The sequence below is a fragment of the Streptomyces sp. IBSBF 3136 genome, assembly GCF_036815105.1.
Lineage (GTDB): Bacteria > Actinomycetota > Actinomycetes > Streptomycetales > Streptomycetaceae > Streptomyces.
This window is the reverse complement of the sequence record NZ_JAJSZC010000086.1, coordinates 1-16671: the sequence shown is the minus strand read 5'-3', so window position 1 is coordinate 16671 and position 16671 is coordinate 1. Positions and strand designations below refer to the sequence as shown.

Here is a 16671-nt window from a genome sequence, read left to right as displayed (position 1 = left end):
CGATTCTGGACACCGGGGGTTCACAGAGCCGACAATCACGGATGTGACGTCGTCCTTCGAGTTCCCCACGTACCCCGCGCGGCTGTCCGACGCGGAGCGCGACAAGGCGCTTCAGGTGCTGCGAGACGGTGTCGCCATGGGCCGGCTGTCGCACGACACGTTCGTGCGCCGCATGGAACTGGCCCTCGCCGCGCGGGCCGCCGACGAACTCGCCGTGCTGACCGCCGACCTGCCCCGCGAGAACCGTCTCTCCCGTGCCGTCCTCGGCACCGTCGAGGCCGTCTCGGGCTTCACCGTGCGGCTGCGCCGGGCCTGGCAGGCCGAGCGGCTGCCCAAGCTGCTGCTGCCGCACGCGGCGGGCGGCCACCCTCTGCGCATAGGGCGCGACCCGGCGAGCGGACTGCGGCTGAACCACGAGACCGTCTCCCGTGTGCACGCCGAACTCCGGCGCCAGGGCGGCCTGTGGGTCCTGCGCGACCTCGGCTCCACCAACGGCACCACCGTCAACGGCCGCCGGGTGGTCGGCGCGGTCGTGGTCCGCGAGGGCGACCAGGTCGGCTTCGGGCGGATCGCGTTCCGGCTGGCGGCGCACCGCGACCAGTGACCCGGACCGCGGCACCGGCGGACCGCGCACCCGCCTGACCACCCGTTCGGGTGAGTGTTGTGCGGAACACCGGCCCCCGTGCCGATGCACCGGGCATGAAGCACCTCACCCGAGTGAAAGCGGCCGCCGCGGCCCTGCTGACCCTCACCGGACTCCTCGTCACGAGCCCGGCCCAGGCGGCGCCCCGTGACGCGCTGCGCGGCAACTGGCTCCACCTGACCGTCACCCGCGGCCTCGCCGCCGCAGGCCCCGCCCAGAGCGCCCTGCTGCTGTGCGACCCACCGCTGGGCCACCCGCACGCGGTCCGGGCGTGTGCCCAACTCGCCGCGGCCCACGGCGACATCGCCCGCATCCCGTACGCCCAGGGCGTGTTCTGCCCGATGATCTACGCCCCGGTGACCGCCCGCGCGCAAGGGCGGTGGCACGGACGGCCGGTCGCGTTCCGGGAGACGTACTCCAGCAAGTGCGTCATGCGGGCCCGCACCGGAGAGGTCTTCGCCCTGGACCGCTGAACCCGGCTCCCGGGCACGCCGGGCGCGCGGGTGCGGGCAGGGGTCACACCGCCCGCTCGCGCGCCTGCCGTGCCGCCACCAGGACCGTCCGCGACTGGTGCTCCACCTGGTGCTCCAACGGCACCCAGCGGGCCCGGAAACGGTCCGCGAAGGCCGCGCACCAGGAGGCGACGAGCTGTTCGAGCCCCGGGGCCGCCCGGTCGTCCGCCTCGCGCAGGACCCGCAGCAGCATCGCCGCCGCACGCAGCGGCAGCCGCCGCCCGAAGGCGTCCACGCTGCCGACGTACGCCATCGTCGTGCCGGCCGGCTGCGTCTGGATCCAGTCCTGAGCCAGGCCGGGGATCAGCTCCAGCGCCCACCGGGCGGCCCGCAGCAGCGGGCCCTCGGCGCCCGCCAGCCGGGGCAGCGCGTCGGCGAGCACCCCCTCCACCAGCAACGAGTCCCGCAGCAGCCGCTCGGCCAGCCGCCGCATCGCCGCCGCGGGCGCCGGGTGCGGCGCGGGGTCGTCCACCAGGTCGCTGGCCCACATCGGCACCTCGACCACCGCGGTCAGACCGCCGTAGCGGTGCGCGTGGTACCACGTGCTGTGTCGTGCGTCGTCCGGCATGCTCGGGTAGGCGACGCTCGACTCCGGGCCCGGCATCACATGCACCCCGGGCCCCGAGGCGGGCCAGCCGGCCGCGTCCGAGGCGCCCGTCTCGACCGGGATGTGCAGCTCGGCCGCCGACTTGGCGAACGGCTCGGCGAGTCCGGGCACGTCCTTGGTCAACTGCACCCAGCTTCCGCCCAGATCGGTGCCGTGCAGCGTCACCTGGAGGTACGGGCGCAGCTCGTCGATCACCCCGGTCAGCGCCCGCGTCTCGGGCGGCAGCCGGTCCGGCGGCAGCACCGCCGGTGACCACTCGGGCTGCTCCGCGCCCGTCGGCCGGTAGAAGCCGAGGTGGTAGTCGAGCAGGCTGCGCGGCGCCGGGGTCACGTGCAGGCTCGCGCCGTCCGGGTCCGCGCACAGCAGGAAGTGCCAGGAGGTGCCGGCGCGCAACTCGCGCTCGGCCAGCACCCGTTCGGCCAGCACCCGAAGGGTGGAGCCGCCCGTGGGTTCGTTGGCGTGGGCGCCCGCCACCACCAGCACGGCCCGCCCGGCGTGCCCCACCGACAGCAGGTGCAGCGGCCGTCCGGCCCGCGAGACCCCCACCTGTCTGAGCGAGCACAGACCGGGCTCCCGGGCCGCCAGCCCCCGCGCGGTGGCGACCAGTTCGGGAACGCTGGGGTAGCGCAGCTCCGGCAGAAGACTCACCCCCGACTTGTCCACCCGGCTTCGCCCTCCCAGTGCCGCACGGCGTGGGTGAACTGTCAAGCATTCGGCCGGGGAGGCTCCAGGGGGCGCCCGGACGCACGGGAGGGCGGACGCCGCACCCCTGTCCGCGCTCGCTGGGCCGCGCCGCCCCGTTCCGGACGTCGGCCCCAGGGCCTGTGGCGATAAGTGGCCCTCTGCCGTGCGACGCCCGGCACGCACTCTCGCCGCACCGCCCGAAAGCCCGAGTACGCCCGGTCCGAGGACTTCCGTGGGCACGCCGAGAGCACGCACCGGACGCCGCGCGGCCGCCCTCCGGGCGAGGGGGCCACCTTTCCGACAGGCCCTAGTCCTCGGCCCGCTCCAGCAGCACGACCGGCAGCCGGCCGAAGAGGTCGGCCACGCGCGCGTGGCCCGTGAACGCGCGCTCCGGGGCCAGCACGTCCACCCACCGCCCCGGCGGCAGCTCGAGCCGGGTCTCCCGCCAGCCGCCCGCCTCCGCCTGGCGCAGCGACAGCCGGGTGACCGCCGTGACCACCTCGCCCGAGCGGGAGAACGCCAGACAGTGCTCCGCCGCGGGCCCGTCGGCGGTGAGCGGTTCGTACGTCGCCGCGGCGCCGAAGGCGCCGGGCCGCCGCGCGCGCAGCCGCAGCGCCGCCGCCGTCAGCGTGTCCTTCTCGCCGGGCGCCGCCGCGGGGAACGACACCGGCCGCCGGTTGTCCGGGTCCACCAGCGCCCGGTACTCGCTCTCCGTGCCCTGGTAGACGTCCGGCACCCCCGGCATCGTCAGCTGGACCAGCGCGGTACCCAGCACGTTCGCCCGGATGTGCGGCTCCAGCGCCTTGCGGAAGGAGGCCACGCGCTCCCCGTGCGGCCCGCACGGCCCGGCCGCGACGAAGGCCGCCACCGCCTCCTCGTAGGGTGGCTCCTGCTCCGTCCAGCTCGTGTACATACCCGCCTCGCGCACGTGCTTCAGCAGCGCCTCCTGGACCCGCTCCTCGTCCGCGGGACCCAGCCCGAACACCGTCTGCCAGGCCGCCCAGGCGAGCTGTCCGTCCGGCGCGCCCTCCTCGGCCGTCGTCACCTCGGCGAGCAGCCGGGCCCACTGGGCCGGGCACTCGGTGAGCACGGCCAGGGCCGCGCGCACGTCGGCGCTGCGCTTGGTGTCGTGGGTGGAGACGACCGTGCCGGTGAGCGGCCAGTCGCGCTGCACGCGCGCGCAGTACGCGTGGAACTCCTCCGGCGGCACGCCCGGCGCACCGGGATCGCCGCCCACCTCGGCCGCCGACAGCAGCGGCACGAAGCGGTAGAACGCCGTGTCCTCGACGGCCTTGGCGCGCAGCGCGGACGCGGTCTGCGCGAACCGGGTGCGGAACTCCACGCGGTCGGCGTGGTCGGGTGCCGAGGCGTCGCCGGGCGGCTCGACCAGCAACCGGCGGACGATGCCGACGGCGTCGGCCTCCTCCCGCACCACGAAGGCCAGCCGGGCCTCCGCGGCGGCCGCCTCGGTGACGACGGCGGACGCATCCGAGGAGGCGTACGGCCGGTACACCGGAAGCCGCACCAGCAGCTCCTCCAGGGCGGTGCGCAGCGCCCAGGGCGCCCGGTCGCGCAGCGCGAGGTCGGGGGAGGCGGCGCACAGCCGGGCGGCCACCCGGGTGAGCCGGTCGGTCTCGGTGGCCAGCTCGTGCGTGAGCACCTTGTACGCGGCCCGCCGTGCCGTGGCCTCCCAGTTGCCGCCCCGGTCGGTCTGCGGCGCGGCGAACGCCCGGTACCGGCCGAGCAGTTCGTAGGCGCCCGTCCGGTCCGTGAACACGCCGTCGATCTGGCGCAGGGCGTCGTAGCCCGTGGTGCCGGCGACGGGCCAGGAGGCGGGCAGCTGCTCGCCGTCGGCGAGGATCTTCTCCACGACCGTCCAGCGCCCGCCGGTCGCCTCGTTCAGCCGTTCGAGGTAGCCGTCGGGGTCCGCGAGCCCGTCGGGGTGGTCGATGCGCAGGCCGTCGACGACGCCCTCCCGCAGCAGTTCCAGGATCTTGGCGTGGGTGGCGTCGAACACCTCCGGGTCCTCCACGCGCAGCCCGATCAGCTCGGAGATGCTGAAGAACCGCCGGTAGTTCAGCTCGGTGCGGGCCAGCCGCCACCACACCGGGCGGTACCACTGGGCGTCCAGCAGCCGGGGCAGCGGCAGCTCCTCGGTGCCGGCGCGGAGCGGGAAGGCGTGGTCGTGGTAGCGCAGGACGTCGCCGTCGACCCTGAGGTGGTCCAGTTCCGCGCCGACCGGGCCGCCGAGCACAGGCAGCAGCACCCGGCCCTCCTGCGCCTCCCAGTCGATGTCGAACCAGCGCGCGTACGGCGACCGCGGGCCCTCCCGCAGCACCTCCCACAGGGCGCGGTTGAACCGGGGCACCATGGCCATGTGGTTCGGGACGATGTCCACCACCAGGCCCAGGCCGTGCTCCCGCGCCGTGCGGGCGAGCGCGCGCAGGCCGTCCTCGCCGCCGAGTTCCTCGCGCACACGCGCGTGGTCCACGACGTCGTAGCCGTGCGTGGAGCCGGGGACGGCCTCCAGGACGGGGGACAGGTGCAGGTGCGAGACACCGAGCGAGGCCAGGTACGGTACCGCGGCGGCGGCGGCGGCGAACGGGAACGAGGGCTGGAGCTGCAGCCGGTAGGTGGCCGTGGGCACTTCCGGTCCGGGGCGCGCAGAAGTCATAGAAGGCTACGTACCCCGCCCGCCGTCTTTCGTGTCACCGACCTGTGCTGCGACCCACGCACGCGTGCCCCGAGTGGCGCGATGGGATCAACGGGGCGCCCTGCGGCGCGGGCCCGGAGCGCGCATCCGGTCCGCCCGGCGACGTACGCCGGACGGACCGGAGACCCACCGCACGCGCCCGCACCGGACCCGGCCGTCCGCCGGCCGCCGGGGCCCCGGTCGACCCCGTCCGGCCGGCAGCGACTCAGGCGGGCCGCTGGAGTACCGTCAGGCTGCGGTCCGGCAGGGTGATGCGGTCGCCGGCCGCGACCTTCGGGCCCGTGCCCGGCGGGACCCCGTCCGGGCGGGCCGTGTCGACGACCACCTGCCACTGCCTGCCGTGGTCGGCCGGCACCAGGAAGTCCAGCGGCTCGGGCGAGGCGTTGAACATCAGCAGGAAGGAGTCGTCGGCGATCCGCTCCCCGCGCGGACCGGGCTCGGAGATCGCGTTGCCGTTCAGGAACACGGTCAGCGCGGACGCCTGGGTGGAGTCCCAGTCCCGCTGCGCCATCTCGGCGCCCTCGGGCGTGAACCAGGCGATGTCCGACAGGTCGTCGTGGGTGCCCTCCACCGGCCGCCCGTGGAAGAAGCGGCGGCGGCGGAAGACCGGGTGGTCCCGGCGCAGCCAGACCATCGCGCGGACGAACTCGAGCAGGTCGCTGCCGTCCTCCGGCCAGTCCAGCCAGGCCAGCTCGTTGTCCTGGCAGTAGGCGTTGTTGTTGCCGCGCTGGGTGCGGGCGAACTCGTCGCCGTGACTGATCATGGGCACGCCCTGGGACAGCATCAGCGTGGCGAAGAAGTTGCGCATCTGGCGGGCGCGCAGCCCGAGGACCTCCGGGTCGTCGGTCTCGCCCTCCGTACCGCAGTTCCAGGACCGGTTGTGACTCTCCCCGTCGCGGTTGTCCTCCCCGTTGGCTTGGTTGTGCTTGTCGTTGTACGCGACGAGGTCGTGCATGGTGAAACCGTCGTGGCAGGTCACGAAGTTGATGGAGGCCAGCGGGCGGCGGCCGTCGTCCTGGTAGAGGTCGGAGGAGCCGGTCAGCCGCGAGGCGAACTCCGCGAGCGCCCGCGGCTCGCCCCGCCACAGGTCCCGGACCGTGTCCCGGTACTTGCCGTTCCACTCCGTCCACAGCGGCGGGAAGTTGCCCACCTGGTAGCCGCCCTCGCCCACGTCCCACGGCTCGGCGATCAGCTTCACCTGGGAGACCACCGGGTCCTGCTGCACCAGGTCGAAGAACGACGACAGCCGGTCCACCTCGTGGAACTGCCGGGCCAGGGTCGCGGCGAGGTCGAAGCGGAAGCCGTCGACGTGCATCTCGGTGACCCAGTAGCGCAGCGAGTCCATGATGAGCTGGAGCACGTGCGGGGACCGCATGAGCAGCGAGTTCCCGGTGCCCGTGGTGTCCATGTAGTAGCGGGGGTCGTCCGTCAGCCGGTAGTACGAGGCGTTGTCGATGCCCTTGAAGGACAGCGTCGGGCCGAGGTGGTTCCCCTCGGCGGTGTGGTTGTAGACGACGTCCAGGATCACCTCTATCCCGGCCTCGTGCAGCGCCCGGACCGCCGACTTGAACTCCAGCACCTGCTGGCCGCGGTCGCCCCAGGAGGCGTACGCGTTGTGCGGGGCGAAGAAACCGATGGTGTTGTAGCCCCAGTAGTTGTTCAGGCCCATGTCGACCAGGCGGTGGTCGTTCACGAACTGATGTACGGGCATCAGCTCCAGCGCCGTCACGCCCAGCTTGGTCAGGTGCTCGATGATCGCGGGATGGGCCAGCGCCGCGTAGGTGCCGCGCAGCTCCTCCGGCAGCCCGGGGTGCCGCATGGTCAGGCCCTTCACATGGGCCTCGTAGATCACCGTGTGGTGGTAATCGGTGCGCGGGGGACGGTCGTCGCCCCAGTCGAAGTAGGGGTTGATCACCACCGAGGTCATGGTGTGCGGCGCCGAGTCCAGGTCGTTGCGCCGCTCCGGGTCGCCGAAGTGGTAGCCGTACACCTCCTCGCCCCACCGGACGGAACCGCTGACCGCCTTCGCGTACGGGTCGAGCAGCAGCTTCGCCGAGTTGCAGCGCTGCCCGCGCCCGGGGTCGTACGGGCCGTGCACCCGGAACCCGTACCGTTGCCCGGGCATCACACCCGGCACGTACGCGTGCCGCACGAACGCGTCGCTCTCGCGGAGCTCCACCGCCGTCTCCGAGCCGTCGTCGTGCAGCAGACACAGCTCTACTCGGTTCGCGGCCTCCGTGAAGACCGCGAAGTTGGTTCCGGCGCCGTCATAGGTGGCGCCGAGCGGATACGCCTCTCCAGGCCAGACCTGCATGGACACGACTCTTTCAGGTGTACCGCCCCGTGGGGGCGACGTTGGCTTCGAGTCTCCCCGTAAGTGAGGGAACCTCCTGTGACTTACGCCCCTCTTACCGACCGACCAGTGCATACGGCGTCATGTGTACCCGCCGTGTGCCGAACCAGTGGGGCTACACGTACTCCCGGGGACTTTTGGGGGAGTAGGGGGAAGATGTGCGCGAGACAGTGCACCGCCATCTGGGCAAGGTGGTGGCCGGGACGGCCCTGGCGGTGGCCGGGACCGCCGTCATGGTCGGGATCACCCTGCCGGGCACGGCAGGGGCGAACGAGACGGGAGGAACGAACGGCGACGGAACCCGGGCCGCGCGGCAGGCGGACCAGGGCCCGGAGGCGGTCCGGCCCGGCGTGGTGGAGCAGGCACCCGCGGCCGCGAAGAAGGGCACGGGCCGCGACCCGCTGACCGACGACGAGATCCAGCGGGTCGAGAAGATCGCGATCGACAAGCAGTTGCTCACCTCCGGTGAGAACGTCGACGGCGCCCGCGGCCCGCAACGGCTGAGCGTCGACCTCGCCGACCCCGAGGCCGACGAACTCGACGACCCGGGCGCGCCGCGCCGGGCGGACGTGACCTTCTACGACTACCGGACCGACACCCTCGTCACCAAGACGGTCGACGTGGAGTCCGGCAAGGTCGTGCAGACCGGCACCCAGCACGGCGTCCAGCCGCCGCTGAGCCGCGCCGAGAACGCCGAGGCGGCCCGGCTGCTGATCGCGGACCCGCTGGGCGCGGGTCTCAAGGCGGACTACAAGGACGCCACCGGCCGCGAGCTGACCTCGCCGGACCAGCTGCTGCTCAACGGCGCCGTCTACCGCGCCACCCCGGGCGGGCAGCCCGCCGTGCTCGGCAAGTGCGGCGAACACCGCTGCGTGCGGCTGTTCCCGAAGGTCAAGAACGGGCCCTGGATCGACGCCCGGTGGCTGGTCGTCGACCTGAGCGCCCGCAAGGTGGCCCGGCTCGCCCACTGAGCGCCGGCCCGCCGGCCCTCAGTCAGCTCCTTCCCACTCGCTTTCCTGCAAGGGAGCCAACTCCGTCATGCCCGCGAACACCATCAACCGCGCCCGGACCCGCGCGGCCGTCGGCCTCGGTGTGGCCGCGCTCGCCGCCGGCGTCACGAGCGGCGCCGGACCGGCCGTCGCCCAGCCCAAGGCCGCCCCCGCGGCCGTCGCCGACTGCAGCACCGCCTACAAGATCGAGCAGAAGCTCGCCGGCGGCACCACCTGGCGGATGTGCTGGCGCTACGACAGCAAGGCTGGCCTGGTCCTGGAGAACGTCTCCTACCAGCCCAAGGGCGAACCCAAGCCGATCAAGGTGCTCAACAGCGCCCGGCTCGCCCAGATCGACGTCCCCTACGACGACGGCAGCGTCGAGTACGACGACCTGACCGGCTTCGGCTTCGCCCAGGGCCTGGTGAACCTGGCGCCCGGCGAGTGCCCCGGCGGCACCATCAAGACCATCCATGTCCCCGACTCCTGGGACCCGGACCACGCCGACGTCAAGGGCCTGTGCACGACCACGCGTTCGCGCGGCCACGCCTACCGCATGCAGGGCGACAGCGCGAACAAGGTCTTCCAGGCGCAGGGCAAGGACCTGCTCGTCTACACGGTCAACCAGGTCGGCTGGTACGAGTACATGACCGAATGGCGCTTCCAGGACGACGGCACCGTCAACATGAACGTCGGTGCCACCGGCAGCCTGTCCTACGACGACTACGACGCCGGCGACGGCCGTGGCTGGCCCCTCGGCAAGGGCGCCAAGGCGTACGCCACCAGCCACAGCCACAACGTCTTCTGGCGGCTGGACTTCGGCCTCGACGGCTCCTCGAAGGGCAAGGTGGAGCAGTACGACTCGGCCGTCACCGCCCCCGCCCCCGGCCGCCAGGCGCCGTCCGCCAAGACGACCCGCACCAAGGTCACCAAGGAACTCGCGGGCGACTACAAGACCTACCGCTGGTGGCGGATGGTCAGCGCGACCGGCAAGAACAAGGACGGGCACGCCCGTTCGTACGAGATCGTCCCCGGCCCCACCACGAAGTACCCGGGCCGCAGCTTCACCAAGCACGACGTGTACTTCACCGAGTACAACAAGTGCGAGCAGTTCGCCAGCAACAACCCCGGTGCCTGCCCGGCCGGTTCGGGCAAGTCGGTGGACAAGTGGGTCAACGGCCAGACCCTCACTCACCCGGTCGTCTGGATGAACGTCGGCTTCCACCACATAGCCCGGGACGAGGACCAGCAGCCCATGCCGATCCACTGGCAGGGCTTCGCCATCGCTCCCAGGGACGTCACGGCTATGAATCCGCTCACTCCCGATGAGCTGGCATGGCAGAACGGCCACTGGCGACCCCGTAGTTGAGAAAAACCTACCTGTCCATCCGGCTGCACCGCCGACCGCTCCCGGAGTACCCTTCCTTGATCGTTGAGACGGGGAAGGCCCGGGGTGGCGGAAGGCGGTGCACGGGTGGGCTCGGGAGGGCTGGAGCTGCCCCCTGGTGACGAGGGTCACGAGGGAAACTCCACAGACGTCCCGCCCGGTGCGGTGTCCCTGGCCCGTCCGATGGACGCCACGGGGTCCATCGGACCGGAACTGGACTGGGACGCCGACGCCTGGCTCGAGGTGCGCACCCGCGCCCAGCGGGCGGGCCGCGCGTACATCTGGCTGAATCTCGTCGAACAGCGGCTGCGCGCGGTGGTCGCCGCCGTGCTGCGGCCCATCTACGAGCCCGTCCACGGCGACGACTGGGTGGTGGCCGCGGCCGGCCCCGCCGGGCAGGAGTGGGTGCAGCGGGCGGCCGCCGTCCGCGAGGTCAGCCGCCGCAAGGGCTATCTGCTCGACCCGGCCGACGACAACGTGCTCAGCTTCCTCACCCTGCCGCAGCTGCGTGAGCTGGTGGTTCAGCACTGGCCTTGCTTCGAGCCCTACTTCGACGAGCGCCGCGACCTCGAACTCGCCCTGGACGAGCTGGAGGTGACCCGCAACGTCGTCTCCCGCAACCGGGCCCTGTCCGAGGCGGTGCTGAACCAGGCGGAGCGGGCCTCGGCCCGGCTGCTGGAGATGCTCGGCGCCGGCGGCGACGTGCCCTCCGCGCGCCGACTGCCCGTCGACGCGGTCGAGGACCTGGTCGGTGACCGGTACGCGGACGTGGTGGCCGTCCACGCCGACCGGGTGCGGCTCATGCGCCAGTTCCCGGCCGAGGACCTCTTCGGGGGCGCCCGCCGGCTCGACGCCATCGGCATCGGCCTCAACCTGCTGGTGCAGAACTTCTCCGGCCGCCGGCTGGTCCGGCTGGCGGAGTCCGGCTGCCGGGTGCGCCTGCTCTTCCTCAACCCGGCCTCCAGCGCCGTGAAGCGCCGCGAGCGGGAACTGGGGATGAAGCGGGGTGAACTGAGCCGCTCCGTGGAGATGAACATCCTGCACATGCGCCGGGTGCGGTCCCGGCTGCGCGACCCCGGCGCCTTCGAGATCCAGGTCTACGACGAGACGCCCCGCTGCACGGCCTACCTGGTGGACGGGGACGGCGCCGACGGGATCGCCGTGGTGCAGTCCTATCTGCGCGGGGCGCGCGGCATGGAGTCGCCGGTGCTGGTGCTGCGCAATGGCAGCCGGCTGGTCAAGTCGGACGACGTGGGGGAAGCCGGACTCTTCCCGACGTACCGTGAGGAATTCGAGCAGACTTGGGCGGATTCGCGCCCGGTGTCCTGAACTGTTCCTTCGGGTAAGCGGAACGCGGTCCCCGGATTGTCAGTGCCGCATGCGAGGGTGGAGGCCACTGGGGGAAAGCACCACCGAGAAGGGGGGCCGCCGATGGGCTGGCACCGGGAGCTGCTGATCGGCTTCGACCTGGAGACGACCGGGACCGATCCGTACGAGGCGCGCATCGTCACCGGCGCGGTGATCGAGGTCAGGGCGGGCGAGCCCGTGGGCCGCCGGGAGTGGCTGGCCGATCCGGGCGTCAAGATCCCGGCCGACGCCGTCGCCGTGCACGGCATCACCAACGAACGCGCGGCCGCCGAGGGCCGCCCGGCCGACCAGGTCGCCGACGCCCTGGCCGAGGTGCTGACCGGATACTGGAAGACGGGCGTGCCGGTCGTCGCCTACAACGCGGCGTTCGACCTCACGCTGCTCTCCGCCGAGCTGCGCCGGCACGGCCTGCCGTCGCTCGCCGACCGGCTCGGCGGCCGCGCCCCGGCACCGGTCATCGACCCCTACACGATCGACCGCCGGGTCGACCGCTACCGCCGCGGCAAGCGGAACCTGGAGGCGGTCTGCGCCGAGTACGGCGTCGTCCTCGACGCCGCCCACAACGCCTCGGCCGACGCCCTCGCCGCGGCCCGGCTCGCCTCCGCCATAGCCGGCCGCCACCCGAAGGTCGCGTCCCTCGGCCCGGCGGAGCTGCATGACCGTCAGATCGAGTGGTACGCCGAATGGGCGGCGGACTTCCAGGCGTTCCTGCGCCGCAAGGGGGAGGCGGACGCGGTGGTGGACGGCGTGTGGCCGGTGCGCGAACCGGCGGACAGCCGGACCCCGTAGCCGCCCGCCGTCAGAACGGGTACCAGCGCACCGTCCCGTCGCCGTCCCGCAGGGACGCCACCCGGCGCTCGAACTCGGCCAGCGCCCCGGGGTTGCCCGGCGCGTGCTGGGCCACCCACGCGCAGCTCGCGGTCTCCCGGGCGCCGCGCAGCACGGCGCATCCCTCCCACTCCCGCACGTCCCAGCCGTAGGCGTCGGTGAAGGAGTCGTACGCCTCGGCGGGCAGACCGTAGCGGTCGCGGGAGAGGGCCATGACCACCAGGTCGTGCTCACGCAGGTCGGCGGAGAAGGTCTCCAGGTCGACGAGGACGGGACCGTCGGGTCCGATGTGCACATTGCGGGGCAGCGCGTCGCCGTGGATCGGCCCGGGCGTCAGACGGGGCGTCAGCGCGGCCGCGGCGGCGGCGAACCCGTCCCGGCGCTCCCGCAGGTAGGCCGCGTCCCCCGGGGCGATCGTCGGGCCCGCGAGCCGCAGCCAGCGCTCCACCCCGCCCAGCAGATCGCGGGGCGGCAGGGGGACCGCGGGCGCGGGCAGCGCGTGCACGATCCGCAGCAGCCGGGCCAGGTCCCGGGGTTCGGCCGGCCGTACCGGATCGGGCAGCCGGTGCCACACCGTCACCGGGTGACCGTCCACCAGCAGCGGCTCCGGCTCGGCCGCCCGCACCGCGGGGACGTCCGCCTCGGCCAGCCAGCCCGCGATGTCCAGCTCGCGGCGGGCCCGGTCGAGCAGCTCGGCGTCCCGGCCGACCTTGACCACCAGGTCGCCGGCGGCGAACACCGCGTTCTCGCCCAGGGCGAGGAGCCGCGCCTCCGGCACCGGGCCCGGCAGCACCTTCGCCGCGGCCAGTACGTCCCGCGCCCGTGCCTCGTCCATCGTCCGCCTCCGTGCCGTCTTCCAGCGCCGTGCCTCTTCGGTCCTCGGCCAGTCTCGCATTCACACAGGTCGGACCCGGTGGGAGGGCGGTGTGGCCGCGGGCGGCAGCCAGGGGGGACTGGCCGCCGCGACACCGATGATCGCCGTGCCCCAGGCCGCCGACCGGTTCGGCGACGCCGCCGTCCTGGAGTCCCTGGGCGTCGCCCGCCGGCCGGACACCGCGGAAGCCACCGCCGACCGCCTCCGCGCGGCCGCGCTCGCACTGGTCGACGACCCGGAGCTGCCCCGGCGGCTGAAGGACGTCCGGCCCGGGACGGCGCGCGGGCGGCACGGCAAGGGCCCGCCGGTTCCCGGGGGAACCGGCGGGCCCTCGTCGACGGCCGGGTCAGACGGTCAGCTTCTCGTCCGCCGCCCGCGCCGGGGCGGCCGGGGCCGGCTCCGGCGACTCGTCGTGGGTCAGGTCGGGCAGCCGGTGCAGCCACTTCGGCAGGTACCAGTTGCGCTCCCCGAGCAGGGCCATCACCGCGGGCAGCAGCACTCCGCGGATGACCGTCGCGTCGATGAGGACCGCGGCGGCCAGGCCCACGCCCATCTGCTTCATGGACTGCATGGACAGGGTGCCGAAGATCGCGAACACGGCGACCATGATGACGGCGGCGCTGGTGACGACCCCGGCCGTGGTGACCACACCGTGCTGGATCGCCTCCCTGGTGCTCCTGCCGCGCATCCGCGCCTCGCGGATCCGGGAGACCACGAACACGTGGTAGTCCATGGACAGGCCGAACAGGATCACGAAAAGGAACAGCGGCAGCCAGGTGACGACCGCGCCGACGCCCTCGGCGCCCACCAGCGAGGCTCCCCAGCCGTGCTGGAAGACGGCGACGAGGATGCCGTAGGCGGCGCCCACCGACAGCAGGTTGAGCACGATCGACGTGATCGCGACGGTCAGCGAGCGGAACGACAGCAGCATCAGCAGGAAGGCGAAGACGACCACGAACGCGAAGACCGGGACCACCGAGCCCAGCAACTGGTCGTTGAAGTCCTTGTTGCCCGCGACCTGCCCGGTGATCGGCGCCTGGAGGCCCTCGACCCGGCCGAGGGTGGCGGGCCTGACCCCGTCGCGCAGCTTGTCGAGGCTCTTGACGGCCCGGTCCATGTCGGAGCCGCCGACCAGCGGTACGGAGACGAGGGCGACGTCGCGCGCCTTCTCCAGCCTGATGTCGACGGGGCCGCGCGAGGCGCCCGAGGAGATCGCCCGCTCCTTGAAGTCCGCCAGCGCCTGCCGCACCTCGGGCGCGTCGATGTCCTTCGCCCTGACGACCACCTGGGCGGGCTCGGAGCCGCCCGGGAACGCGTCGTTGACCCGGTTGTAGGTCTGCACGATCGGCAGTGAGTCGCCGAACTCCTGGTCCAGCGTGAGCTGCTGGGTCTTCATACCGAGCGCGGGCGAGGCCACCGCGAGCAGCGCGCCGGCCGCGACCACGACGGAGAGCAGCGGCTTGGCCAGCACACCCCGCAGCACGGCGGTCCAGAACCGGCTCTCGCCCCGCGTGCCCTGCCTGGGGCGGCGGCGCAGGAACGGGATCCGTCCCTTCTCGACCCGCTCGCCCAGCAGCGACAGCAGCGCCGGCAGCACCGTCACCGAGCCGACCATGGCGACGGCGACCACCATCAGGGAGGCCAGGCCCATCGCCTCGAAGGTCGCGAGGCCGGTGAACAGCATGCCCGCCATGGCCACGCACACCGTGACACCGGAGACGATGACCGCCCGGCCGCTGGTGGCGGCGGCGATCCTGAGCGCGGTGCCCGCGTCCCGCCCCGCCTCCCGCTCCTCACGCTCCCGGCGCAGGTAGAACAGGCAGTAGTCGACGCCGACGGCCATACCGACCAGCAGCATCACGGAGTTGGCGGTGTCGCTCATCGGCTGGAGGTGGCTGACGAGCCCCATGAGGCCCATCGTCGCCATGATCGCGGTGACCGCGAGCGCCACCGGCAGCAGCGCGGCCACCAGCGCGCCGAAGGCGATCAGGAGGATGCCGAGCGCCACCGGCACCGCGGAGAGCTCGGCCCGCTTGAAGTCGTCGCCGAAGGCGTCGTCGTACTGCTTCTTCATGCTGGCGCCGCCGATCTCCTCGATCCGCAGCGAGCCGTGCCTCGCCTGCACCCCGGCCACGGCGTCCAGCACCGGTTCGACGCGCTCGGCGGCGGTGTCCGCGTCGCCGCGCATGTCGAACTGCACCAGCGCGCTGCGGCCGTCCCGGGAGATGGTGCGGGTGTCGTACGGGGGGGGGGGGGGGGGGGCCCCGCCCCGCCCCCCCCGCCCCCCCCCCCGGTGGCGCCGACGGCCGCGACGACGTCGGTCACGGCGGCCCGGAACTCGCCGCTCGTGGCCCGTACGTCCCCGCTCCTGGACTGGATCAGGACGGTCTCGCCGGCCGGCTGCTCGATGCCCGCGTCGGCGATGATCCGTGCGGCCGTGTGCGTCTCGCCCTTGAGCTGGTCGTTCTCGTCGACGTCGACCCGGCCGGCCGCCGAGCCGAGCCCGATGGCCAGGACGACGAACAGCACCCATATGCCGACGGCGGCCCACCGGTGCCGGGCGCTCCAGCCGCCGGCGCGGGCGGCCAGCCCCCGCACCCGCACGTCCGTGTTCCCCATGACGGGATGTCCCCCCCGTGTGCGGTGGCGGCCCCCTGCCGCCACCTCCTCGCTTGCTCCGTCTCGACGGTAGGCGCCGCGCCCGGCCGTCTCGTCGTGCTGTCCGGTGAGCCCCAAGGGACGCGGCTCACCGCTGGGGAGGACGGCGGCCCCTTACATCTATCGCCGGCTCTCGGGGCCGCGCCTCGGGGGTGTCCGATCCGCCGCCAGAGATCCACTTTGTGATTACGAAAGGTTGTTGAACAAATCACAGCTGCGTGTAGGAGTTGATCCGCACCCTCCGTATCGGCCAGAGTTTCGCGCAGTCCGGCGCACGCCCGGCATCGGCCGTCGTGCCCGCCCCCACGGGGCACGGCGGCCGCTCTAAGGTGACCGGATGACGAACTATGCGGCACTGCTGCGCGGAATCAACGTCGGCGGCAGCAGGAAGGTCCCGATGGCCGACCTGCGCACGCTCATGACCGGCCTCGGCCACGACGGCGTACGGACCCATCTGCAGAGCGGCCAGGCGGTGTTCGCCGCCGTTCGCGGCGACGAGGAGTCGCTGGCAGCCGAGTTGGCCCGGGCCGTCGAGGAGCGGTTCGGCTTCCCGGTCGACGTGATCGTGCGCGACCACGCCTACCTGCGCGCGGTGGTCGAGGGCTGCCCCTTCCCGGCCGCCGGGCTGGAGCCCAGGCAGTTGCACGTCACCTACTTCTCCGCACCGGTCACCGCCGAGCGCTTCGCGGAGATCGACCCCGGGGCGCACCTGCCCGAGGAGTTCCGCCTCGGTGACCGCTGCCTGTACCTGTACGCCCCCGACGGCGTCGGCCGCTCCAAGCTCGCCGAGGCGCTGTCCCGGCCGCGGATCGGCAAGGGCCTGACCGCCACCAGCCGGAACTGGAACACCGTCACCAAGCTGGCCGAGCTGACCGCACCCGGAATGGACCAGTGAGAACGTCCCGGATTGGGCCGGGATCATGAGCCACCGCCCCACTAGCGTCGTCACCATGACCGCTTCCCGGCAAGACCGTACGGCCCCCGCCCCCGCCCCCGCGCCCGCCCCCGACCCGGCCCGGGTCGACTTCTTCTGCGACCCCGCCTGCCCCTGCGCC

At 73.1% G+C, this 16671-nt stretch carries 11 protein-coding genes and 2 pseudogenes; 8 read left to right on the top strand and 5 right to left on the bottom strand.

The features are described from left to right. Positions 1 to 43: 43 nt before the first annotated feature. Together V7E45_RS19730 and V7E45_RS19725 are read left to right on the top strand one after the other, a co-directional pair. Positions 44 to 604, top strand: a complete 561-nt coding sequence (locus tag V7E45_RS19730; RefSeq protein WP_333775503.1) for a DUF1707 and FHA domain-containing protein — start codon at positions 44 to 46, stop codon at positions 602 to 604. Between the two features lie 95 nt (positions 605 to 699). Further along, entirely contained in the window at positions 700 to 1116 is a 417-nt protein-coding gene (locus V7E45_RS19725; RefSeq protein WP_333775502.1) for an SSI family serine proteinase inhibitor, read from the top strand. A gap of 43 nt (positions 1117 to 1159) precedes the next feature. Here V7E45_RS19725 and V7E45_RS19720 read toward each other — a convergent pair whose 3' ends face one another. The 3 genes from V7E45_RS19720 to glgX all read right to left on the bottom strand — a co-directional run bounded on the left by V7E45_RS19720 (position 1160) and on the right by glgX (position 7473). Further along, on the bottom strand, positions 1160 to 2410 hold the full coding sequence (locus tag V7E45_RS19720; RefSeq protein ID WP_333775501.1) for a M14 family zinc carboxypeptidase: 1251 nt from the start codon (positions 2408 to 2410) through the stop codon (positions 1160 to 1162). Positions 2411 to 2753: 343 nt separating this feature from the next. After that, complete coding sequence (gene treY / locus V7E45_RS19715) at positions 2754 to 5120, bottom strand: malto-oligosyltrehalose synthase (protein ID WP_333775500.1); 2367 nt, start codon at positions 5118 to 5120, stop codon at positions 2754 to 2756. Positions 5121 to 5364: 244 nt separating this feature from the next. Then, entirely contained in the window at positions 5365 to 7473 is a 2109-nt protein-coding gene (gene glgX / locus V7E45_RS19710) for a glycogen debranching protein GlgX (RefSeq protein WP_333775499.1), read from the bottom strand. A gap of 197 nt (positions 7474 to 7670) precedes the next feature. On the opposite strand from glgX, the gene V7E45_RS19705 reads away from it, so the two are divergent. The 4 genes from V7E45_RS19705 to V7E45_RS19690 all read left to right on the top strand — a co-directional run bounded on the left by V7E45_RS19705 (position 7671) and on the right by V7E45_RS19690 (position 12045). After that, complete coding sequence (locus tag V7E45_RS19705; RefSeq protein WP_333775498.1) at positions 7671 to 8483, top strand: Tat pathway signal sequence domain protein; 813 nt, start codon at positions 7671 to 7673, stop codon at positions 8481 to 8483. A gap of 67 nt (positions 8484 to 8550) precedes the next feature. Then, positions 8551 to 9870: a copper amine oxidase gene (locus V7E45_RS19700; RefSeq protein ID WP_333775497.1), complete on the top strand. Its 1320-nt coding sequence runs from the start codon at positions 8551 to 8553 to the stop codon at positions 9868 to 9870. Positions 9871 to 9975: 105 nt separating this feature from the next. Continuing rightward, a complete protein-coding gene (locus V7E45_RS19695; protein WP_333775514.1) occupies positions 9976 to 11217 on the top strand; it encodes an SAV2148 family HEPN domain-containing protein in 1242 nt (413 codons plus the stop codon). A gap of 102 nt (positions 11218 to 11319) precedes the next feature. After that, positions 11320 to 12045, top strand: coding sequence for a 3'-5' exonuclease (locus V7E45_RS19690; protein WP_333775496.1), 726 nt, complete (start codon positions 11320 to 11322; stop codon positions 12043 to 12045). A 10-nt stretch (positions 12046 to 12055) separates the two neighbouring features. Here V7E45_RS19690 and V7E45_RS19685 read toward each other — a convergent pair whose 3' ends face one another. Next, positions 12056 to 12919, bottom strand: coding sequence for a phosphotransferase enzyme family protein (locus V7E45_RS19685; protein WP_333775495.1), 864 nt, complete (start codon positions 12917 to 12919; stop codon positions 12056 to 12058). A gap of 97 nt (positions 12920 to 13016) precedes the next feature. Here V7E45_RS19685 and V7E45_RS19680 point away from each other — a divergent pair. Then, a pseudogene (locus V7E45_RS19680) lies at positions 13017 to 13260 on the top strand (glycosyl transferase); the annotation flags it as partial. 44 nt (positions 13261 to 13304) lie between these two features. Here the strand turns inward: V7E45_RS19680 and V7E45_RS19675 are convergent. Next, positions 13305 to 15577 (bottom strand): annotated as a pseudogene (locus V7E45_RS19675) (MMPL family transporter). A gap of 376 nt (positions 15578 to 15953) precedes the next feature. Here V7E45_RS19675 and V7E45_RS19670 point away from each other — a divergent pair. Beyond that, entirely contained in the window at positions 15954 to 16511 is a 558-nt protein-coding gene (locus V7E45_RS19670) for a DUF1697 domain-containing protein (protein WP_333775494.1), read from the top strand. The last annotated feature ends 160 nt before the right edge of the window (positions 16512 to 16671 follow it).